Origin of the sequence: Streptomyces sp. SID14478 (assembly GCF_010548525.1) — a bacterium.
In the GTDB taxonomy this organism is placed as follows: domain Bacteria; phylum Actinomycetota; class Actinomycetes; order Streptomycetales; family Streptomycetaceae; genus Streptomyces.
In genome coordinates, this window is sequence record NZ_JAAGMG010001039.1 from 1 (window position 1) to 21164 (window position 21164).

Below are 21164 nucleotides of genomic sequence, written 5' to 3' on the forward strand. Positions count from 1 at the left end.
GCCCCCACCCCCGGCCGCCGCGCCCCCGGCAGGCTGCTGCACGACCTGCATCCCGGCGCCCCGGACCTCTCCTCGTTCCCCCGCGCGGAGTGGCTCAAGGCCTCCCGTCGCGCCCTGGCCGCAGCGCCGAACGAGGCCCTCGGCTACGGCGACCCCCGCGGCCGACACGAACTGCGTTCCGCCCTCGCCGACTACCTCGCCCGCGCCCGCGGCGTCCACGCCCACCCCGACCGCATCGTCATCTGCGCCGGCTTCGTGCACGGCCTGATGCTGCTCGGCGACGTCCTGCGCCGAAGGGGCGTGCACGACATCGCCGTGGAGAGCTACGGCCTCGACATCCACTGGAACATCCTGACCCGCGCGGGCCTGCACACCCACCCCCTCCCCCTCGATGAACTCGGCACGAATCCCGGGGAGTTGGATGCCTGGGGGGCTCGTGGGGCGCGCGGGGCCGACGGGGTCGATGGAGTCGACAGGGTCGAAGGAATCGACGGAGTTGATGGGGCCCATGGGATGGATGGGGCCGGTGGGGCCGATAGGGCTCGAGGAGCTCGCGGGGCCCACGCGGCCAATAGCACCCACGGAGTTCACGGGGCTCAAGGGGTTCATGGGAATCAAGGGGTTCACGGGGCTCGGGCGGGTCGGGAAGGTCGAGCGAGTCGGGCGGTTCGGGAGGACCAGGCCGGCGCGGCTGGCACCACGGGTCTGCCCGGCCGGGCAGAGCGGGCAGACAAGGCGGTCGGGGCGGAGGGCGGCGGCTCATCCGGTGGACGCGCCGCCGTCGGCGCGGCCCTGCTGACGCCCGCTCACCAGTTCCCCATGGGCGTCCCCCTGCATCCGGACCGGCGGGCCGCCGTCGTCGACTGGGCGCGTCGTACGGACGGGCTGATTCTGGAGGACGACTACGACGGCGAATTCCGCTATGACCGCCAGCCCGTGGGCGCGCTCCAGGGCCTCGACCCGGACCGCGTCGTCTACTTCGGCACGGCGAGCAAGTCACTCGCCCCCGGGCTGCGCCTGGGCTGGATGGTCCTGCCGTCGGCGCTCACCCAGGAGGTCGTCGAGGCCAAGGGCTCCATGGACTGGTCGTGCGGCGCCCTCGACCAGCTGACCCTCGCCGAGTTCCTGAACTCAGGTGCCTATGACCGCCACCTGCGCAGCGCCCGCCTGCGCTACCGCCGCCGCCGCGACCAACTCGTGGCCGCGCTGGCCGCACGAGCCCCCTCCGTGCGCGCCACCGGTATCGCCGCGGGGCTGCACGCGGTACTCCAACTCCCGCCCGGCACGGAACAGTCCGTGGTCAGTGCCGCCGCCTGGCAGCGCCTGGGCGTCGCCGGCCTCTCCAGCTTCCGCCACGAACTGGCCGCTGACCCGGCCGCCTCGATCGATGCCTTGGTGGTCGGCTACGGCACCCCACCCGACCACGCCTGGACCGGCGCTCTGGACGCACTGTGCCGGGTCCTTCCCTAGGAACCGCGTAGGTCGAGAACCCCCGGCCCACACATGACCGCGGTGATGGGCCGGCCTTGGGCGGTGCCGGTTGTGACCTGACCGGGTTCCGCCACTTCGCGGGCAGGCGCCGCGCCGCCTGACCCTGTTCCGCCCCTTCGCGGGCAGGCGCCGCCTGAGTGGTGTCGGCTGTCTGGCTTGGCCTGGTCCGTCACTTCGCGGGGTGTCGCCTGTGAGGTGGGTGCCGGATGCTTGAGGTGGTTCCACCGCCCCCATGACGCCTCGCGTGCGTGGCGTCGGTCGCGGCGTGCGTCGTGTCGGTCGCGGCGTGCGTCGTGTCGGTCGCGTGACCAGGTTCCGTCACTCCGTGGGGCGCCGTTTGTGGGGTGTCGGTTGTCCGATTGTGGGGTGTCGGTTGTCCGACCCTGTTCTGCCACCTCGTGGGGCATCGCCCATCGCCTACTCGGTGCTGGTCGCCCGACCCTGGTCCGGTTCCTCCGTCATCGGCGCCTCACCGAACCGGGCCAGGGCCAGCGCCCCGGCCACCGCCACCGCGAACCCCGCCACCGCCAGCCACTCCAGCCCCGACCGCGTCCGGTCTCCGAGCCACACCACTCCCACCAGTGCCGGCCCCACCGTCTCGCCGATGACCATCCCGGCCGTGGCCACCGTCACCGAACCCCGCTGCAACGCCGAGGTCAGCAGCAGGAACGCCGCACCTCCGCCCACCAGCAACGCATACGTCGCCGGGTTCGTCAGCAGCGCGCCTGGCGCCGCGTCGTCGATGAGCCGCACGCTCACCTCGACCACCCCGAACCCGAGACCGGCCCCGAGTCCCAACGCCAGGGCTCGCCCCCGCCCCGGCAGCCGCCCTGCCCCGGCCCCCATCGCCAGCACCCCGACGGCCACCCCCAGCATCGCGAACCGCAGTGCATCGGAACCCGCTCGCTCGCCCTCCGCCCCCGACGCCAGTCCCAGCATGGCGAGTCCCGCGCACACGGCTCCCACCGCGCTCCATTCGGCGCCGCTCAGCCGCACCTGGAGCAGCCGCGCGGCGACCACAGCCGTGACCGCCAGGCTCGCGGCGAGTGCCGCCCCCACGGTGTAGATGGGGAGGGACCGCAAGGCCACGACCTGCAGCACGAACCCGAGCCCGTCGAGCCCGAGCCCCGCGACGTAACGCCACTGCCGCAACGCCCGCATCAGCAACGCCGGGTCCACTCCCGACCCGCTGCCTGGCTCAGCCGCCCGTGCGGCCATGGCCTGAAGCACCGAGGCCGTTCCGAAGCAGATCGCGGAGCCCAACGCGCAAATCATTCCAAGAGGCACAAAGCGACTCTAGAGGAAGGGAGCCGAACCAGAGCGGGGTCCGGCTGCGCGCACCGGATCAGTGTTCTTCACACACTCCGTCGCCGACGAAAACGGACAGGCCCTGGCCGCCGACCGGGCCCGGGGCTACGGCCCCGAGCCCGGCCGGGGCACTCGCTGCTTCCCCGGCGTCGTCGTCACTCTTCAGGTGTCAAGGAACTCTCGGACGTCTCCGGGCGCCGATCACGCGCCGAGTACTGCACGGAGCTGGTCGAGCCCCCAGTCCAGGTCCTCCTTACTGATCACCAGAGGAGGGGCGATCCGGATCGTGGAGCCGTGGGTGTCCTTCACGAGCACACCCCGGGCCATCAACTTCTCCGAGATTTCCCGGCCCGTTCCGTACGACGGATCGATGTCGACACCCGCCCAGAGACCGCGGCCCCGCACCTCGGCCACCTTGCCCGTGCCGGTCAACAGGCCCAGTTCCGCGTGCAGATGCTCACCCAGCTCCGTGGCCCGCTGCTGGAACTCCCCGGATCGCAGCATCGCCATCACCTCCAGTGCCACAGCACACGCGAGCGGATTGCCGCCGAACGTGGACCCGTGCTCGCCCGGTCGGAACACTCCCAGCACCGCTTTGCTCGACACCACCGCCGACACCGGCACGACACCGCCCCCCAGGGCCTTGCCCAGCACATACATGTCGGGCACGACACCCTCGTGTTCGCAGGCGAAGGTCCGCCCCGTCCGCCCGAGCCCCGACTGGATCTCGTCCGCGATGAACAGCACGTTCCGCTCGCGCGTCACGTCCCTGACCCCCGCGAGATATCCGGCCGGCGGAACCAGCACCCCCGCTTCCCCCTGGATCGGCTCCAGCAGCACCGCCACCGTGTCCTCGGTGACCGCCTCCTGGAGAGCCGCCAGATCCCCGTACGGGACGATGTCGAACCCCGGCGTGTACGGGCCGAAGTCCGCCCGGGCCTCCGGATCCGTGGAGAAGCTCACGATGGTCGTGGTGCGACCGTGGAAGTTGTCGCTCGCGACCACGATCCGCGCCCGCCCGTCCGGCACCCCCTTGACGCGATACCCCCACTTCCGGGCGGTCTTCACAGCAGTCTCCACCGCCTCCGCCCCCGTGTTCATCGGCAGCACCGCCTCCATGCCGCACAACTCGGCGAGTTGCGTGCAGAAGTCCGCGAAGCGGTCGTGGTGGAACGCCCGCGAGGTCAGCGTCACCCGCTCCAGCTGGGCCCTGGCCGCCTCGATCAGCCGCCGGTTCCCATGCCCGAAGTTGAGCGCGGAGTACCCGGCCAGCATGTCCAGATAGCGGCGCCCTTCGACATCCGTCATCCAGGCGCCCTCTGCGGTGGCGACGACGACGGGCAGCGGATGGTAATTGTGCGCACTGTGCTCGTCGGAGGCAGCGATCAAGCTCTCCGTAGCGGCATGCGGGTCGTTGGTGGTCGAGGGAGGAGTCACAGAAGTCACGGGATCTCCGTTCTTACGGCTCTGAAGGCCTTGCGGCTCTTACGGCGCGAGACGGGTTTGTGGCCCTTTCCTATCGTCGCTCGCATCCTGGACGGGGAAACCTCGCGCACCGGCGCGCCCGGTAATGTGAACCCAGGGCCGTGACTGGCGCGCTGGGATGGGACCGACCATCGGGGAGCGGCCCGTGAACTGTGTGCCGTGCGCCTGGGCCGAACCGAGTACTGCCCCATGTGCCCGAGTCCGCTCGAGCCGGGGAGAAACCGTCCCGGAGGTCCTTCATGCCAGAGCCCCTTTCTTCTTCCTCCTCCCTTTCCACCGAATCCGTCGCCTTCCGCAGCGCCTTCGACGTGATCCGGAGCGTGGAGCCCCGTGTCGCCGACGCCATCGGTCAGGAGATCGCAGATCAGCGCGAGATGCTCAAGCTGATCGCCAGTGAGAACTACGCCTCTCCGGCCACCCTGCTGGCGATGGGCAACTGGTTCAGCGACAAGTACGCCGAGGGAACTGTCGGTCGTCGCTTCTACGCCGGCTGCCGCAACGTCGACACCGTCGAGTCCCTGGCCGCCGAACACGCCCGCGAGCTCTTCGGCGCACAGCACGCATACGTCCAGCCGCACTCCGGAATCGACGCCAACCTCGTCGCCTTCTGGGCCGTCCTCGCCGATCGCGTCGAGGTCCCGGCCCTGCAGAAGGCCGGCGTGCGCAACGTCAACGACCTGTCCGATGCGGACTGGGCCGAACTGCGGCAGGCATTCGGCAACCAGCGCATGCTCGGCATGTCCCTGGACGCAGGCGGCCACCTCACCCACGGATTCCGACCGAACATCTCCGGCAAGATGTTCGACCAGCGTAGCTATGGCACGGACCCGACCACCGGACTCCTGGACTACGAGGCGCTGCGCGCCACGGCTCGCGAATTCAAGCCGCTGATCATCGTTGCCGGTTACTCCGCCTACCCGCGCCTGGTGAACTTCCGCATCATGCGGGAGATCGCTGACGAGGTCGGCGCGACGCTGATGGTCGACATGGCGCACTTCGCCGGGCTCGTGGCCGGCAAGGTCCTCACCGGCGACTTCGACCCCGTGCCGCACGCTCAGATCGTCACCACGACCACCCACAAGTCGCTGCGCGGCCCGCGCGGCGGCATGGTCCTGTGCGACGACTCGCTCGCCGACCAGGTCGACCGCGGCTGCCCGATGGTGCTGGGTGGTCCGCTGCCGCACGTCATGGCCGCCAAGGCCGTCGCCCTCGCCGAGGCCAGGCGCCCCGACTTCCACGGCTACGCACAAGCCGTCGTCGACAATTCCCGGGCCCTCGCCGAGGGCCTCACCCGGCGAGGAGCCACCCTGGTCACCGGCGGTACGGACAACCACCTCAATCTGATCGATGTCGCCACCTCCTACGGTATGACCGGCCGACAGGCCGAGTCCGCGCTTCTTGATTCCGGCATCGTCACCAACCGCAACGCCATCCCCGCCGACCCGAACGGCGCCTGGTACACCTCCGGTATCCGCATCGGTACCCCCGCCCTCACGACCCGCGGTCTGGGTGTGACCGAGATGGACGAGATCGCCGCGCTCATCGACCGTGTCCTCACTGCGGCCGAGGCCGGCACCACCAGCAAGGGCGTCCCCTCCAAGGCGCAGCACGTCCTGGAGCCCAAGGTCGCTGACGAGGTCTCTCACCGGGCCGCCGACCTGCTGTCCGGGTTCCCGCTCTACCCGGCCGTCGACCTCGGCTGATCGCTGACCGTCTCCCGCTCCGCTGTCTCCCGGACGAGCCTCAGCCCGTTCAGGAGACGGCGGGCGCGGTGAGAACCCCAGCAGATGCGGGCGGTCACAGGTCCCGCAGCTCCTGCCGCGGACCGGTCTCCCTGCGCCTGCGCGTCGCGGAGAGCGTCTCCGGCAGCCCTATCACCAAGGGGCGCAGCAGCAGGGCCGCTGCTGCGCCGGCCACCAGACCGGGCAACGCCCACCACCAGTCGGTTCCCTCGCCCCGCGATGCCGTGGCGGCCGCGGCCGGCGCCGTGGAGTCCGTGCCCGGATGCGCGGCCGCCGGAGCGCCGGTCTTCTCCGGGCTGGGGAATATGGGGCTGCTGCCCTCCGGCGACTTCTTGCCCATCACCCCCAGCTCGTGCAGCAGGGTCCGCAGCTCACCAGGCCTCTTCGCCCTGTGCCAGTAGCCGTTGTACGACGCCGGTATGTCTGTGGATGTATGGATCCAGACCTCTTTGCTGCCCGGAGTGTCCGGGAAGACCTGGTCGACACGCCAGGGCTGCACGTCGTGGACCATCCATGTCACGTTGAGCTGTCGCCCTGCTCCGACACCGAGCCCGGGAGGCACTTTCTCCTGCCCCACTCCGGCCTCACCGAGGAGAATGGCCAGGTAGTCGTACTTCCTGTCGCTGAAGTAGAGGGCCCTGCTCTGCAAGCTCTCCGGTGACACGATCAAGACGCTCGTGGGTCCGCCGGCCAGCGCTTGCGACCCACTGAAAAGGACCATGGCCAGCGCGGCCGCGAGCGCTGTGACCAGCGCCGCCACTTTCCGTACCGTACGCATCCGAACCCCCAGTCGACCCCCGGCGCGGCCCCTCCGTGCCGGTTCACTTCTGGTACACCGCTCGACCCCTCCGGGTTCCCATTCGAGGAGCGTCTTTTGTCCGCGCCGGCTAGCGCGGATCGCGTACTGACTCGGCGATCTTCAGCGCCCGGCTCGGGGACGCGACCCCTTCCAGCCGCAGAGTCAGCGAGGTGCCGTGCGTCCACAGCAGAGTCGGCCCCGCCGTGCGCTCGGATCGGTGCCACCGATCGCCGTGCTTGTCGAACATCCAGAAGCTCAACCGGTGCTCGCGCGTGAACCACAGCCCACTGTCCCCGCCCACCGTGACCCACTCCGGCCGTATCGGGGCTGTCTTGACGTAGCCCATGTCGAGGAAGGCCGGATATTCGTCGAGCCGTATCGTGCGGCCGTCGTTCCGCCAGCACAGAGTCAGCAAAGCGCGGTCCCCCGGCTCACGGGTGACCGTGATCGCGTCAGGTGATCCCAGCTCCGCCGGGACCATGGGCCGGAAACCTGCCCGGCGCACGGCCTGATCCCAAGGGAGAGAGGCCTCGCAGTCAGGGACCTGGGCAGCGGAGGGGGTGGCCGACGGGTCGTAGCGCACCTCGACCCCGCTGAAGCCGAACCAGTCCGCGACAGCTGCCCGCACTGGCGGTGTGAAGACGACAAACGTCGCCACCCCGCACAACGCTGCTGTGATCACACGCCAGCGCAGCCGCACCCAGCGCCGTATCCGACGCAACAGCCTCGGTGCCCACGCCGGTTCAGCGACAGGCGTGGGGACGTGCTCGGCGAGTATCTGCGCCAGCACACGCTCCGCCATCGTCTCGCCCGCGCCGTCCGGCCCTTCCATGAGCCTGCCCAGCGAGCGCAGTTCGTCCGGCAGCTCCGGCTCGTCATCGGGTCGCCCGCCCATGCCTGTCACCTCCTTTCCTCACCTGCTGTGGCGGAACCGTCCCGGAGTCCCGCCCGGCGGGCAGCAGCTGGCCGAGCTTGCGCAGCGCCCGATTGAGCCGGGACTTGACCGTGCCCCGCGGCCAGCCGAGTGCCTGGGCCGTCTCCGCCTCGTCCATCTCCAGCAGATAGCGATAGGTGACGACGAGGCGATGCTCCTCGCTCAGCAGCTCCAGCGCGGCGAGCAGCTCGGCCCGGCGCTCTATCTCGATGGCGGCGACCGCGGGATCGGTCGAGTCCGGTATCAACGGCTCGGCCTCGGCCATCGCGGCCTCGCGGCCGACGGCCGAGCGCTGCCGCCCTGCCGATCTCACTGTGTTCCTCGTCTCATTGGCGACGATCTTGAGGAGCCACGGCCTGAATGCCGAGCCGTCCTTGAATCGCCCCAAGCTGCAGTACGCCTTGAAGAAGGACTGCTGCACCACGTCTTCCGCGTCCGCGCCCGCGCCCAGCGCTCTCGCTGCTCGCAGGGCGATCGCGGTGAAGGCGCGGACCAACTCCGCGTACGCCTCCGGCTCTCCGGCGCGCACGCGGGCGATCACCGCACCCTCGTCGACGACGCGGCCCCCCTCCAGGACTTCCCCCTGTGCCCTCACGACTTTGATACACCGGTCGGCGGCGTTCGGTTCCCACTCGTCACGCACGAGTTGCCCCGGCCCGTCACCCCTCGGGACTGCCCGTCCGCACCTTTGCTGCCCTTGGCGTGCACGCGTCGGACACCTGGGCCCGAGCAAGGAGCGACACCTGAGACAATGAGGGGCATGGCCTCTGAAAGTCCCCGTGTGCTCTCTGGTATCCAGCCCACAGCGGGCTCGTTCCACCTCGGCAACTACCTCGGCGCGGTCCGCCAGTGGGTGGCGCTGCAGGAGTCCCACGACGCCTTCTACATGGTGGTGGACCTGCACGCGATCACGATTCCGCAGGACCCGAAGGAGCTGAGGGCGAACACCCGGCTCGCCGCCGCCCAGCTCCTGGCCGCCGGACTCGACCCGGACCGCTGCACCCTGTTCGTCCAGAGTCACGTTCCGGAGCACGCCCAACTCGGCTGGGTCATGAACTGCCTCACGGGCTTCGGCGAGGCCAGCCGCATGACGCAGTTCAAGGACAAGTCGGCCAAGCAAGGTGCCGACCGTGCCACGGTAGGGCTCTTCACGTACCCGATCCTTCAGGTTGCCGACATCCTCCTGTACCAGGCCAACGAGGTTCCGGTCGGTGAGGACCAGCGTCAGCACATCGAGCTGACGCGTGACCTGGCCGAGCGCTTCAACGGCCGCTTCGGCGAGACCTTCACGATTCCGGCGCCGTACATCCTGAAGGAGACGGCCAAGATCTACGACCTTCAGGATCCGTCGATCAAGATGAGCAAGTCGGCGTCGACTCCGAAGGGCCTCATCAACCTTCTCGACGAGCCGAAGACCACCGCCAAGAAGGTCAAGAGCGCGGTCACCGACACCGACACCGTCATCCGCTATGACGTGGAGAACAAGCCGGGCGTCAGCAACCTCCTCACCATCTACTCCACCCTCACCGGCACCGGTATCCAGGAACTGGAGCAGAAGTACGAGGGCAAGATGTACGGTGCGCTCAAGACGGACCTGGCTGAGGTCATGGTGGACTTCGTGACACCGTTCCGGACTCGCACGCAGGAGTACCTGGACGACCCCGAGACGCTCGACTCGCTCCTGGCCAAGGGTGCGGAGAAGGCGCGAGCCGTTGCCGCCGAGACCCTTTCGCAGACGTACGAGAAGGTCGGCTTCCTGCCCGCCAAGCACTGAGTTCGAGTCTCCGCACGCCCGCACACCACACGACGACAGGAGTATGACGTGGGGACCGTAACGATCGGGGTTTCGATCGCGGTCCCGGAGCCTCATGGCAGCCTGCTCCAGGAGCGGCGTGCGGGCTTCGGCGACCCCGCGGCGCACGGTATTCCCACGCACATCACCCTGCTCCCGCCGACCGAGGTGGAAGCCGGGGGACTGTCGGCGATCGAGGCGCACCTGGAGGAAGTCGCGGGCCGCGGACGAACCTTCACGATGCGTCTCTCGGGGACGGGAACGTTCCGTCCGCTGTCGCCCGTTGTCTTCGTGCAGGTCGCCGAAGGCGCCGAGTCGTGTGCGCGGCTGCAGGAGCAGGTACGCGACGCATCGGGCCCCGTCGCACGCGAGTTGCAGTTCCCGTATCACCCGCACGTCACCGTGGCACACGGCATCGCCGACGACGCAATGGACCACGCGTTCGAGGAGCTCGCCGGCTACGAGGCGTCCTGGCCGTGCAATGGGTTCGCTCTCTACGAGCAGGGCGCGGACGGCGTCTGGCGGAAGCTGAGGGATTTCACCTTCGGCAAGCCCACGCTTCCGGCGCAGGGACCCGGCCGTACGGCGCGCGGACGACGGCTGCCTGCACGCTGACGCTGCCCGGGGCGGTCATGGGACTCGCCCCGGGCGCCTCGCTCACAAACCGCGCGGACCGCGCTGTCTCGTGTGGTCCGCGACGGGCGGGCGTCAGACCGGGAGCCTGCGGAACACCGGCCGCGGTACGTGCCGCAGGGCAGACATGACCACCCGCAGGGTCCCCGGCACCCACACGGTCTCCGACCGGCGCCGCAGCCCCGTCTCGATGGCCAGTGCCACGGCTTCGGGCGTCGTGGCCAACGGCGCCTCCGCCAGGCCCGCCGTCATCTTCGACCGGACGAATCCTGGGCGCACCACCATGACGTGGACCCCGGTGCCGTGCAGCGCGTCACCCAGTCCCTGCGCGAAGGCGTCGAGCCCGGCCTTGCTCGAGCCGTAGATGAAGTTGGCGCGGCGGGCCCGCTCGCCCGCGACCGACGACAGGACCACCAACGAACCGTGTCCTTGGGCCTGCAGCGCCCGTGCACAGATCAGTCCCGCCGAGACGGCGCCGGTGTAGTTGGTCTGTGCGACGCGTACCGCAGACAGGGGCTCCGCCTCGTCCCGGGCCTGGTCGCCCAGGATGCCGAAAGCCAACAGCACCATGTCGATGTCGCCTTCGGCGAAGACCTTGCCGAGGGTCTCCTCGTGAGACTCCGAGTCGAGGGCGTCGAACGGGACGGTGCGGGCATCGGCACCCATGTCCCGCAGTTGCGCCGCGGCGCTGTCGAGGGCCGCGGACGGACGGCCCGCGAGCCACACGGTGCGAGTGCGCCGGGCGACGAGCCGGCGCGCCGTCGCCAGCGCGATCTCGGACGTGCCGCCGAGGATGAGGAGGGACTGGGGGGTACCGAAGGCGTCCTTCATGAGAACCAAACTCCAATGAGGCCGGGCTGGTCGGCGGCGTGGTGCGGGGCGAAAGCCCACCGATAGCCGTGTGCGAGAACGAGGAATTGGAATCGGCGAATCGGATCGGGAACCCGATCGGCCCGAGCGGTGTATCAAAAGTGACGGAAGCGAGCAGGGGGCGCGCTGACGAAAGGGGAGGCGCTCAAGTGGTGCTGCAGTTGACCGAGTTGATTCGGACGCGAGCTGGTGGAGTGGCGCTGCGGGATGAGGGATGTGGACTCATGCGCGTACGTGCAGGTGCGCGAAGGGAGGGGACAGCGCGCGCCGCGCCGTGGCCCATCAAAGATCCAGCCGGCGCGACAGATCGGAGCGGAACACGCCGTGCGGATCGAGCTGCGCTCTCAAGGAGCGGAAGTCGTCCAACCGTGGATACATGGCGGAGAGCAGTTCGGGGCGCAGTCGTGAGTCCTTGGCGAGGTAGATCCGGCCGTCCGCCGCGGCCACCTCCTCGTCGAGTTCATCGAGGAACGCGCCGAGCTGCGGCAGGTTGGCAGGAATATCGAGAGCCAGAGTCCAGCCCGGCATCGGGAAGGACAGCCAACCGGGGTCCCCGTCGCCGAAGCGCTTGAGCACCGCGAGGAAGGAGGGGCAGCCGCGGTCCGAGATGCGCTGCACGATCCGGCGAAGGGCTTCTTCCTTGCCGTAGCCGACGACGAATTGGTACTGCACGAAACCGCTGCGCCCATAGATGCGGTTCCAGTGCGGAACACCGTCCAGGGGGTGGAAGAAGGTCGACAGTTTCTGGATCTCGCCGACGCGGGATTTGGGCGCCTTGCGATACCACAACTCATTGAAGAGACCGACGCTGGTTCGGCCCAGTAGCCCCTCCGGCAGGAAGGAGGGAGCAGCGGGAAGCTGACTCGGACGGAAGGACAGGGGGGTGTGGCGTTTACGGGAGGGCAGGGCGTCCAGCGGAGCGTGGTCCCCGCGGGAGAGGACGGAGCGGCCCATCGCGGCACCGCGGGCCAACAGATCGATCCAGGCGACCGAATAGCGGTAGCGGTGATCAGTGGCGGTGAGGCGAGCCATCAAGTCATCGAGATCTGTCGCGCGTTCGGTGTCGACAGTCATCAATGAGGTTTCGACGCGCTGCAGTTCAACAGTGGCCGTGAGGATGATCCCGGTCAGACCCATGCCGCCCGCCGTGGCGTCGAAGAGCTCCGTTCCGCGCTCGATGACGCGGACCTCTCCGTCGGCCGTGAGGAGTTCCAGGGCGAGGACGTGGCGGGAGAAGGAGCCGGAGACATGGTGGTTCTTGCCGTGGATGTCGGCGCCGATCGCACCGCCGACCGTGACATACCGCGTGCCCGGGGTCACCGGGACGAACCAGCCGAGAGGAAGGAGCACTTCCATGAGCCGGTGCAGGGAGATCCCCGCGTCGCACAGCACAGTGCCGTTGTCGGCGTCGATGGCGTGGATCCGGTTGAGGCCGGTCATGTCCAGGACGGCCCCGCCCGCGTTCTGTGCCGCGTCGCCATAGGCCCGTCCCAGGCCGCGGGCGATGCCGCCCCGGCGGCCGGGTGCGGCGCACTCTCGGATAGCCGCCACGGTCTCCTCGTACGACCGGGGCCGCACCAGATGTGCGGACGTCGGAGCCGTGCGACCCCAGCCGGTCACCGGCACAGTGTCGTATCCCGGGGTCGAAGGCGGGACGGCGCGCGCGGCCGTCCCGGGAACGAAGTCCGTCTGCGCAGGAGAGACGGGTGCCGGAGCGGGAGAGGGTGCCGAGACCGAGGAGGAGACCGGAGGCGTCGAAGCCGTGGCCGAGGGCGCGGAGACAGGCGCGGGGACGGGGCCGGGCAGAGGAGCGGCGACGGATGAGGACGCGGAGGTGGAGGTGGATACAGGGTCGGCAGCCATGTGCGCGACCGTATCGCCCGAAGAAGGAAGCTTCGCTCCAAATAAGGCATTTCCTCACTGAAATGGGTGATTGATGGGGTGTCATATGAAAATGCCCAAGATGTAGGCATTTTCGGATCCAGAGTGGCTGTATGGACGACATGGACCGCCGATTGCTGTCGGCGCTGCGCGACTGTGGCACCGACCGACGCGTGGCAGCGGTCGCGCGTGCGCTGTCCTGGACAGGTGAGCACGGGGCGCTGTGGCTGGCTGCAGGACTGGTCGGGGCGGCGGCCGATCGTGAACGGCGCACGGCCTGGCTGCGCGGTACAGCGCTCACCGCCGGGGCTCACCTGGCCAGCATGGGTGTGAAGAGGGTGGTGCGCAGGCCGCGGCCTGGTGCCGAGACGGGCGTGGAGCCGTTGGTGCGGACGGCGGGGAAGCACTCGTTCCCCAGTTCGCATGCGACGTCGGCGGCTGCAGCGGCGGTGGCGTACGGGGCGCTGAGGCCGGCAGGGGCTCATCTGGTGCCGCCCTTGGCTGCCGCGATGTGCGTCTCGCGCATGGTCGTCGGCGTGCACTATCCCTCCGACGTCGCGGCGGGCGCCGCGTTGGGTGCGCTCACGGCGAGGCTAGGGGCGCGCTGGATGACCGGGGGTGGGGCGCGATGACGGAGCGCGAGGAGTGGGCGGAGAGGCGGCGCGGGGCAGTGGAGGGGCCGGGCGCGTCCGGTGAGTTCGGCGAGTTCAGTGAGCTGGGTGAGCCGGGTGTTCGCGGGGCGTTCGGTGACGGACGAGACAGAACGGGGGGTGAGGAAGGAATGGGGAACGGGGGTGGTCCCCGGCTTGCCGGGGCGGCACAGGCCGGTGGCGTGGCGACGGCGCTGTTGGAGCGGCCGGGCCTTGCGGCGCCTGAGGCGAAGGGGATGAGGCCGCTCGGGTTGCCCGCCGGGTTGTTCAGGACGGCTCGGCCGAGGCAGTGGGTGAAGAACGTCTTGGTGGTGGCCGCCCCCGCGGCGGCCGGGGAGTTGTTCTCGCGGCACGCGCTGGTTCAACTGGTGCTGGTCTTCGGGTTGTTCACCGCGGCTGCCTCGGCGGTGTACTTGATCAACGACGCGCGGGACGCCGAGGCGGACCGGGCCCACCCGGTCAAGCGGAATCGGCCGGTGGCTGCGGGGATCGTTCCTGTGCCGGTCGCCTACGCCGTCGGAGGAACACTGGCCGTACTCGCGCCGGCGGCTGCGGCGATGCTGTGCAATCCGCTGACCGCGGCGTTGTTGGCCGCCTACGTCGGCATGCAGTTGGCGTACTGCATCAGTCTCAAGCACGTCCTGGTGGTCGACCTGGTCGTGGTGACCACCGGGTTCCTGATGCGGGCGATGATCGGCGGTCTCGCGCTCGGGATCCCGCTGTCGCGCTGGTTCCTGATCACCACCGGGTTCGGTGCTCTGTTCATGGTCTCGGCCAAGCGGTACTCCGAGGCGGTGCAGATGGCCGACAAGGCGGGGGCCACGCGCGCGCTCCTGAGCGAGTACACGACCGGCTATCTGCGGTTCGTATGGCAGTTGGCGGCCGGAGCGGCCGTGCTCGCCTACTGCCTGTGGGCGATGGAGGAGGGGGGTGTCGCGCGCAGCAGTCTGCTGCCCTGGCGGCAGTTGTCGATGGTGGCGTTCATCCTCGCGGTCCTGAGATACGCGGTCTTCGCCGACCGCGGGACAGCCGGTGAACCGGAGGACGTGGTGCTGCGCGACCGGGCGCTGGCGGTGATCGGACTCGTCTGGATGGCGATGTACGGACTCGCGGTCGCGGACTGGTGAGCGGCGATCGCGGTGGCGAAGGAAACGGAGAAGGAAGAGACGAGAGCGAGGGTGTGGCAGGAGCGGGGGAAGGAGTCGGGAACGTGCGGAGTGAAGCGGGGGAGAGCGTGGGAGTCCGGCGTGGAGTGAGGTCACGCGTAAGGGAGTGGGGGCCAGAGCTGGCCGGATTCGCGATGGTGGGGGTTTGTGCCTACGCCGCTGATCTGGGGCTTTTCGTCTGGCTGCGCGGACCGGGCGGGATGGATCCGATCTCGGCCAAGGCCCTGTCGTTCGTGGCGGGTTGCTCGGTTGCGTACCTGGGGAACGCGCTCGGGACCTACCGCACAAGGGCCGCTGGGGTGTCGCGGTTGCAGCAGTACGCGGTGTTCTTCGCCGTGAACGTGGTGGGGGCTCTGGTGCAGTTGTTGTGCATTGCGGTGTCGCACTACGGGCTGGGCTTCACCTCAGCCGCAGCCGACACGATCTCGGGCGCGGGGGTGGGGATGGCGTTGGCCACGATGGTGCGGTTCTGGGGTACTCGGACCCTGGTCTTCGGAGCCGGATCGCGAGTGACGCCGGTGGGCCCCAGTACGAGGCCGGGTGCGAGCGCGGGTGACGGGGCGGGCGAGCGCCCGGCCGAGGAGGAGGCGGGGGTGAGAACAGCCGGAGCGAGAGCGGTTGACGGGAGAACGGCCGGCGACAGACCGGCGGGTGAGAGACCGGTCGAACCGGTCAACTAGGGCAGGCTGGGATCATGGATTGGCTGAAGAAACTCCCTGTCGTCGGGCCATTGGTCGCCCGGCTGATGCTGACCCATGCCTGGCGCGCCTACGAACGGCTCGACGAGGTGAAGTGGGCGCGGCTCGCGGCGGCGATGACGTTCATCAGCTTCCTGGCGTTGTTCCCGCTCCTCACCGTGGCCGCGGCGGTTGCTGCCGGCACCCTCGGCGCCGATCAGCAGCAGAAGCTCGAGTCGAAGATCAGTGATCAGGTCCCCGGGATCGCCGATCAGCTGGATCTCGGGGCGCTGATCGACAACGCGGGGACGATCGGGGTCGTGGCCGGGGCGTTGCTTCTGTTCACCGGTGTCGGGTGGGTCGGCTCCATAAGGGAGTGCCTGCGGACAGTGTGGGAGCTGCCGGACAGCGAAGAGAACCCTGTCCTGCGCAAGCTCAAGGACGCCGGGGTGCTCATGGGGCTCGGGGGCGCGGGCCTGGCCTCGTTGGTGGCGTCGACGTTGGCGTCCACGGCGGTGGGGTGGACCGCCGATCAGCTGGGGATCGACAAGGAGGGGTGGGGCGGTGCGCTGCTGCAGGCCGTCGCGTTCGCGATCGCGGTGCTGGCGGACTTCCTGCTGCTGTTGTACGTGCTGACGTTGCTGCCCGGGGTGCAGCCGCCGAGGCGGGACCTGGTCACGGCTGCGTTGATCGGGGCGGCGGGGTTCGAGCTGCTGAAGTTGCTGCTCGGCGGCTATATGAAGGGCGTTGCGGCGAAGAGCATGTACGGGGCGTTCGGCACACCCGTCGCGTTGCTCCTGTGGATCAACTTCACGGCGAAGCTGGTGCTGTTCTGCTCCGCATGGACCGCGACGGGGGGTGCTGTCGCGGCAGGGCGGGAGGAGGAAGGGCCTGGGAACGACGAGCCCGATGCGGAGGCTGTGGCCGGGGTGGCGGCGGCAGCGGGGGTGGCCGGGGAGGAGGGATCCGCAGGTGGCGGTGATGGCGGTAGCCGTGGTTCGGAAAGCGGTGCTAACGGGACTGTGGCCGGGCAGCCTGCTGCCGGGCAACCGGCGACTGGTGCAGCGGACGGGCCTGTGACCGGATCAACGGCTGGGCCTGACAGAGCTTCGGCGCCGGGGAGTTGACAGGGCAGAGGAGGCGGGCCTGGGGTTGAAGAGCCCCCGGTGACTCCGTGCGAGGGGTGGCCTTCAGAGTCCGGCACCGCCTTCAGCACTGCCTAATGTCCACACCCTCGCTGTCCACAGGCTGTGCCCACAGGTCTTTGCCCGGAGGTCTCTCTCCGCAGGCCTCTCTCCACAGGCCTCTTGTCCTCAGACCAATGCCGTCAGCCCCAAGCCGCCAAGCCGCCAAGCCGCCAAGCCGCCAAGCCGCCAAGCCCCCAAGCCCCCAAGCCCCAGGCCCCCAAGCCCCAGGCCCCCAAGCCCTCAGTTCACAGCTCAAAGCCCCAGGCCTGCTGCCCCAGCCCGGTGCTCGACCGCGGGACCGAGGCTGTCAGCGTCGGGTCAGCTCTTGGCGCGCAGCGGCCACTTCTTGCGGACGAGGAAGACCCCGCCGGCCAGGACGACGAGGACGCCGCCCGTGATGGCGAGGGCGATGCCGACGCCGCTGGAGTTGTCCGTGGAGGCCGTGGCATGGGCGGCAGGTTTGGCGGGGCCCGCTTCGCCCTGGGGGCTGGCCGAGCCGGCGGTGCCGGAGCCGGGGGATTTCGCGCTTTTCGGCGGGACGAGGGTGCCGACCGGGGTGACCTTGCCGTCGGCCTGGAAACCCCAGTCGAGAAGGCGGGCGGTCTCCTTGTAGACCGCGTGGCTCTCCTTGGAGTCGGGGTTCATGACGGTGACGAGGAGGACCTTCTTGTTGCGTTCGGCGACGCCGGTGAACGTCGCGCCGGCGTTGGTGGTGTTGCCGTTCTTGACGCCCGCGATGCCCTTGTAGGCGTCGAGGCCTACGTCACCGGTGAGGAGACGGTTGGTGTTCTGGATCTCGAAGCGGCTGGTGGTCTTCCCCTTCTTCTGCGACTCGGGGAACTTGGCGGTGGCCGTGGAGGCGTATTCGCGGAAGTCCGCTTTTTGCAGGCCGGAGCGGGCGAAGAGGGTGAGGTCGTAGGCAGAGGAGTGCTGTCCGGGGGCGTCGTAGCCGTCGGGACTGACGACGTTCGTGTCCATCGCCTGGAGATCCTGGGCGTGGGCCTGCATGTCCTTGACCGTCTGCGGGACGCCGTGGTTCATCGCGGACAGGACGTGCACCGCGTCGTTGCCGGAGCGCAGGAAGACGCCGAGCCACAGATCGTGGACGGTGTAGGTGAAGTTCTCCTTGACGCCGACGAGGCTGGAGCCCGCGCCCATGCCGGCCAGGTCGGAGGGGACGACCTTGTGCGTCGTGGTCTTGGGGAACTTAGGGAGGAGGGTGTCCGCGAAGAGCATCTTGAGGGTGCTGGCGGGAGGCAGCTGCCAGTGCGCGTTGTGCGAGGCGAGGACATCGCCCGACTCGGCGTCCGTGACGATCCAGGACTTGGCGGTCAGGTCCTTGGGAAGGACGGGGGCGCCCGCGCCCAGGTTCACCTGCGTGCCCGGCTTTCCCAGTTGGGGGCCGCCGATCTTCGACATGTTGGCCGGAGGTCCGGCTTTCTTCGTGGCGCTCTTGGACGGTTCCTTGTCCGGCTGGTCCGCGGCCGACGCCGGGAGGGCGGGCGTCAGGGACAGGGCGGAGGCCGTGAGCAGGACCGCGGAAGTCGTGAGCAGCGTGGCGCGCAACGGGCCGGTAGCGCGCGTGGGCTGCGTGGACTTCTTCATGTACGACATGTACGACGCATGGGAGGCAGGCACGGTCGAGAACGTACATGTACACGACCCGTAAGTCTCCGCCGAGGTGTTCTGTGTCTCTCCGGCCCCACCCCGGCGGCGGTGCGCGAAGGCGGCTGGCGATACTGAATGTATGAAGCTCAGCCGCCCCGTCTCCTGGTTCCTGCTCGCCTTCGGGGTGTGGAGCTGGTTCATCTGGATCACTTTCGTCAAGAACCTGTGGAAGGACGGCAGTGGCCTCGCCTTCGACGACGCCGGGGATCCGACGGCGTACTTCTGGGTGCACCTGACGCTCGCCGTCGCGTCCTTTGTCTTGGGGACGGTGGTAGGGGGCATCGGGTTCCGCGGAGTGCGTGCACTGCGGCGGACTTCATAGACGGAACTGGCCGAACGGGCCGGACGGGCCGGACGGGCCGAACGGGCCGAACGGGCGGAGCGGGTCGGCAGGTCGAAGCGGCGGAACAGGCGGACGCGTCATGATCGTTGTCTTTGTGGTGATCGCCCTGGCCGCAGTCGCGGCGCTCGCAGGGCTGCACTACTACGCGTGGCGCCGTCTCGTCCGGGACACGACGGCAGGTCCGGGATGGCCGAGACGCCTGGGCACGGTGGTGTTCGTGGCGGGGCCGGTGCTGATGTTCGGGGCGGTGGCCGCCGAGCGGGCCGAGGCGCCGTTCTTGGTGCAGCAGGTGCTGGCGTGGCCGGGGTTCTTGTGGATGGCGTTCGCGATCTACCTGGTGCTCGCGTTGCTGGTGGGGGAGGTCATCCGGCCCCTGCTGCGGCGCGTGCTCGAACGTACCGGGCCACTATCCGCTGGAGCCGCTGAATCGAGCCTTCCCGCATCGGCATCCGCATCCGGGTCCGCATCCGGATTCGCATCCGGGCCCACCACCGCCCCGGCGGCCGGACGTGAAGCCGAAGGCGTATCCGCTCACGCCCCGGCCTCCGCCGCTGCATCCCGCCCCGCATCGGACGCCACCCCTGCATCAGATGCCACCCTCGACCCGAATCCCGTCCCGGCCCCCGGCCCCAGTCGCCGGCTCCTCCTCTCCCGTTCGGTCGGCGTCGCCGCCACCGTGGCCGCCGCGGGCGTCGTGGGCTCGGGCGCGTACGGCGTGCTGCGGGGGCCGAAGGTGAAGCGGGTGACTGTTCCGCTGGCCAAACTCCCGCGGGTGGCCCACGGATTCAGGATCGCGGTGGTCAGCGACATCCACATCGGCCCGGTGCTCGGCAGGGGCTTCGCGGAGCGCGTCGTCGACACCATTAATGCCACGCAGCCCGATCTCATCGCGGTCGTCGGTGACCTGGTCGACGGGAGCGTGGAGGACCTCGCCCCCGCGGTTGCCCCGCTCGCACGGTTGCGTGCCCGGCACGGCGCGTTCTTCGTCACCGGTAACCACGAGTACTTCTCGGGTGCCGACCAGTGGGTTGAGCACGTCCGCGAGATCGGCCTGCGCCCGCTGGAGAACGCCCGCGTCGAGATGGGCGCGTTCGACCTTGCGGGCGTCAACGACATCACCGGTGAGAACTACGACGAGGGCCCCGACTACGGCAAGGCACTCGGCGACCGTGACAGGTCCCGCGCCGCCGTCCTCCTCGCCCACCAGCCCGTGATGATCCACGAGGCGGTGCGGCACGGTGTCGACCTCCAGTTGTCCGGGCACACGCACGGCGGCCAGTTGTGGCCCGGCAACTTCATCGCCGACGCGGCGAATCCGACCCTCGCGGGCCTGGATCGCTACGGCGACACCCAGCTCTACGTGAGCCGGGGCGCGGGCGCCTGGGGCCCGCCGGTCCGGGTGGGTGCCCCCTCCGACATCACGGTCGTGGAGCTCGCCTCGAAGCAGGCGTGAACAAGGTCTGCCCCGCCTTCGAGCCCGGGCCGCCTCCGCCTCCGACTCCAACCCCGATTCCGGGGCCTACTCCCAGCCTGACCCTGGGGCCGATTCCGCCCCGGGCCGATTCCGTCGCCCCGCCGACTCCGGCCCGGTCCGGCCGCCCCGGCCCGGTCCCGAGTCTGAGACAGCCCCGGCTCCGACTCCGAGACAGTGCCGGCTCCGACTCCGAGACAGCGCCGGACTCGAGAGCGGGACCGATTTCGGGTCCGGCCAAAGAGTGGCGATCCCGGATATGACCGAATAGCGATGTGGGGAAAGTGGCCGCAGTGGCGCCTTCTGCGGTTGGCACGCTGCATCATGTGGCGAACTCGTGTTCATCTTGCGGAGAAGGAGGTGGCTTCATGTGTTGCGACGCAGTGCATTCAGACTGCCGCGGCACCCGGCCTCGGTGGGGGTGGCGCGGCTGCGTGTGCGTGAGCACCTGGCCGGCTGGGGGCATACGGGGCCGGCGGACGCGCTCGACACCGCCGTACTGCTCGTCTCCGAACTGGCGACTAACGCGATACGGCACGGGCCCGTGCGTGCACGGGAGTTCGAGATCGCGGTGACCGTGCTCGCGGACGGCTCGTGCTTCATCGAAGTGTCCGATGAGTCCACGGCCGAGCCGCAGATGCGGCCGCCGTGTGCCCCTGAAGAGGAGAGCGGACGCGGACTGCACCTCGTCGACGGCCTCGCCGAGGCCTGGGGCGTGTGGCAGCGGGGCCGCTACGGCAAGACGATCTGGGCGCTCGTCCGCTCCTGACCGCGCGCTCCCCGCTCCGAGGAGTCGGGCCCAGCCCCTGCCCCCTCCGTGCCCTCCGGCCCCACCGCTCCCTCCGACGGCTCGCCTTCCGCGCCGCCCCCACCTTTCGCGCCGCCCCCGTCCTCCGCGCCGGGCCTGCGTTCCGACGGCCCGCCTTCCATGTCGCGCCCGCTGTCTCGGCGGCCCTCGCCTTCCGCACCGCCCTCGCTCTCCGCAACGCGCCTGCGCTCCGACGGCGCGCCTTTCGAGCCCCGCCCACGCCCCTGACCGCGCCCGCCCGCCGTACCGCCCTCGCCTT

At 69.6% G+C, this 21164-nt stretch carries 19 protein-coding genes and 1 riboswitch; of the genes, 11 read left to right on the forward strand and 8 right to left on the reverse strand.

All coding sequences use genetic code 11. The features are described from left to right. Window positions 1–45: 45 nt before the first annotated feature. Window positions 46–1470 carry a PLP-dependent aminotransferase family protein gene (locus G3I40_RS47580; RefSeq protein ID WP_343245101.1) on the forward strand — a complete coding sequence of 475 codons (1425 nt, stop codon included), beginning with the start codon at window positions 46–48 and terminating at the stop codon, window positions 1468–1470. A gap of 438 nt (window positions 1471–1908) precedes the next feature. On the opposite strand, the gene G3I40_RS33590 is transcribed toward G3I40_RS47580, so the two are convergent. Then, complete coding sequence (locus G3I40_RS33590) at window positions 1909–2766, reverse strand: hypothetical protein (RefSeq protein WP_164558620.1); 858 nt, start codon at window positions 2764–2766, stop codon at window positions 1909–1911. Between the two features lie 234 nt (window positions 2767–3000). Next, window positions 3001–4188 (reverse strand): ornithine--oxo-acid transaminase, encoded by a 1188-nt coding sequence (gene rocD, locus G3I40_RS33595; RefSeq protein ID WP_203645233.1) that lies wholly within the window; start codon window positions 4186–4188, stop codon window positions 3001–3003. 187 nt (window positions 4189–4375) lie between these two features. After that, window positions 4376–4462: riboswitch (ZMP/ZTP riboswitch) on the forward strand. A 61-nt stretch (window positions 4463–4523) separates the two neighbouring features. Between rocD and G3I40_RS33600 the strand changes: the two genes are divergently transcribed. After that, window positions 4524–5987, forward strand: coding sequence for a glycine hydroxymethyltransferase (locus G3I40_RS33600; RefSeq protein WP_164558621.1), 1464 nt, complete (start codon window positions 4524–4526; stop codon window positions 5985–5987). Window positions 5988–6081: 94 nt separating this feature from the next. Here the strand turns inward: G3I40_RS33600 and G3I40_RS33605 are convergent, their stop codons facing one another. The 3 genes from G3I40_RS33605 to G3I40_RS33615 all read right to left on the reverse strand — a co-directional run bounded on the left by G3I40_RS33605 (window position 6082) and on the right by G3I40_RS33615 (window position 8354). After that, on the reverse strand, window positions 6082–6690 hold the full coding sequence (locus G3I40_RS33605) for a hypothetical protein (protein ID WP_343245099.1): 609 nt from the start codon (window positions 6688–6690) through the stop codon (window positions 6082–6084). A 223-nt stretch (window positions 6691–6913) separates the two neighbouring features. Next, a complete protein-coding gene (locus G3I40_RS33610; RefSeq protein WP_164558622.1) occupies window positions 6914–7720 on the reverse strand; it encodes a hypothetical protein in 807 nt (268 codons plus the stop codon). Next, on the reverse strand, window positions 7701–8354 hold the full coding sequence (locus tag G3I40_RS33615; RefSeq protein WP_343245100.1) for an RNA polymerase sigma factor: 654 nt from the start codon (window positions 8352–8354) through the stop codon (window positions 7701–7703). Before G3I40_RS33615 ends, G3I40_RS33610 begins: the two co-directional genes overlap by 20 nt. Before the next feature lie 165 nt (window positions 8355–8519). On the opposite strand from G3I40_RS33615, the gene trpS reads away from it, so the two are divergent. Further along, window positions 8520–9533, forward strand: a complete 1014-nt coding sequence (gene trpS / locus G3I40_RS33620; protein WP_164558623.1) for a tryptophan--tRNA ligase — start codon at window positions 8520–8522, stop codon at window positions 9531–9533. Window positions 9534–9581: 48 nt separating this feature from the next. Next, on the forward strand, window positions 9582–10166 hold the full coding sequence (locus G3I40_RS33625) for a 2'-5' RNA ligase family protein (RefSeq protein WP_164558624.1): 585 nt from the start codon (window positions 9582–9584) through the stop codon (window positions 10164–10166). A gap of 93 nt (window positions 10167–10259) precedes the next feature. Here the strand turns inward: G3I40_RS33625 and G3I40_RS33630 are convergent, their stop codons facing one another. Together G3I40_RS33630 and G3I40_RS33635 are read right to left on the reverse strand one after the other, a co-directional pair. Beyond that, window positions 10260–11015 (reverse strand): decaprenylphospho-beta-D-erythro-pentofuranosid-2-ulose 2-reductase, encoded by a 756-nt coding sequence (locus G3I40_RS33630; protein WP_164558625.1) that lies wholly within the window; start codon window positions 11013–11015, stop codon window positions 10260–10262. Window positions 11016–11336: 321 nt separating this feature from the next. Beyond that, a complete protein-coding gene (locus G3I40_RS33635; RefSeq protein ID WP_164558626.1) occupies window positions 11337–12680 on the reverse strand; it encodes an FAD-binding oxidoreductase in 1344 nt (447 codons plus the stop codon). A gap of 368 nt (window positions 12681–13048) precedes the next feature. On the opposite strand from G3I40_RS33635, the gene G3I40_RS33640 reads away from it, so the two are divergent. From G3I40_RS33640 to G3I40_RS33655, 4 genes are all read left to right on the forward strand, one after another. Next, window positions 13049–13567 (forward strand): phosphatase PAP2 family protein, encoded by a 519-nt coding sequence (locus tag G3I40_RS33640; RefSeq protein ID WP_164558627.1) that lies wholly within the window; start codon window positions 13049–13051, stop codon window positions 13565–13567. A gap of 254 nt (window positions 13568–13821) precedes the next feature. Continuing rightward, the gene (locus G3I40_RS33645; RefSeq protein ID WP_164558628.1) at window positions 13822–14712 is read left to right on the forward strand and encodes a decaprenyl-phosphate phosphoribosyltransferase; all 891 of its coding nucleotides are present in this window, start codon (window positions 13822–13824) and stop codon (window positions 14710–14712) included. Between the two features lie 173 nt (window positions 14713–14885). After that, window positions 14886–15431, forward strand: coding sequence for a GtrA family protein (locus G3I40_RS33650; RefSeq protein ID WP_203645236.1), 546 nt, complete (start codon window positions 14886–14888; stop codon window positions 15429–15431). Between the two features lie 14 nt (window positions 15432–15445). Continuing rightward, window positions 15446–16555, forward strand: coding sequence for a YihY/virulence factor BrkB family protein (locus tag G3I40_RS33655; protein WP_164558629.1), 1110 nt, complete (start codon window positions 15446–15448; stop codon window positions 16553–16555). Window positions 16556–16933: 378 nt separating this feature from the next. On the opposite strand, the gene G3I40_RS33660 is transcribed toward G3I40_RS33655, so the two are convergent. Then, a complete protein-coding gene (locus G3I40_RS33660; protein WP_343245102.1) occupies window positions 16934–18220 on the reverse strand; it encodes a D-alanyl-D-alanine carboxypeptidase in 1287 nt (428 codons plus the stop codon). A 142-nt stretch (window positions 18221–18362) separates the two neighbouring features. Here G3I40_RS33660 and G3I40_RS47585 point away from each other — a divergent pair, with 142 nt between their 5' ends. From G3I40_RS47585 to G3I40_RS33670, 3 genes are all read left to right on the forward strand, one after another. Next, window positions 18363–18605: a hypothetical protein gene (locus G3I40_RS47585; RefSeq protein WP_239092100.1), complete on the forward strand. Its 243-nt coding sequence runs from the start codon at window positions 18363–18365 to the stop codon at window positions 18603–18605. A gap of 100 nt (window positions 18606–18705) precedes the next feature. Next, window positions 18706–20079, forward strand: coding sequence for a metallophosphoesterase (locus G3I40_RS33665; RefSeq protein ID WP_164558631.1), 1374 nt, complete (start codon window positions 18706–18708; stop codon window positions 20077–20079). 388 nt (window positions 20080–20467) lie between these two features. Next, window positions 20468–20866: an ATP-binding protein gene (locus G3I40_RS33670; RefSeq protein WP_164558632.1), complete on the forward strand. Its 399-nt coding sequence runs from the start codon at window positions 20468–20470 to the stop codon at window positions 20864–20866. Window positions 20867–21164: the final 298 nt, after the last annotated feature.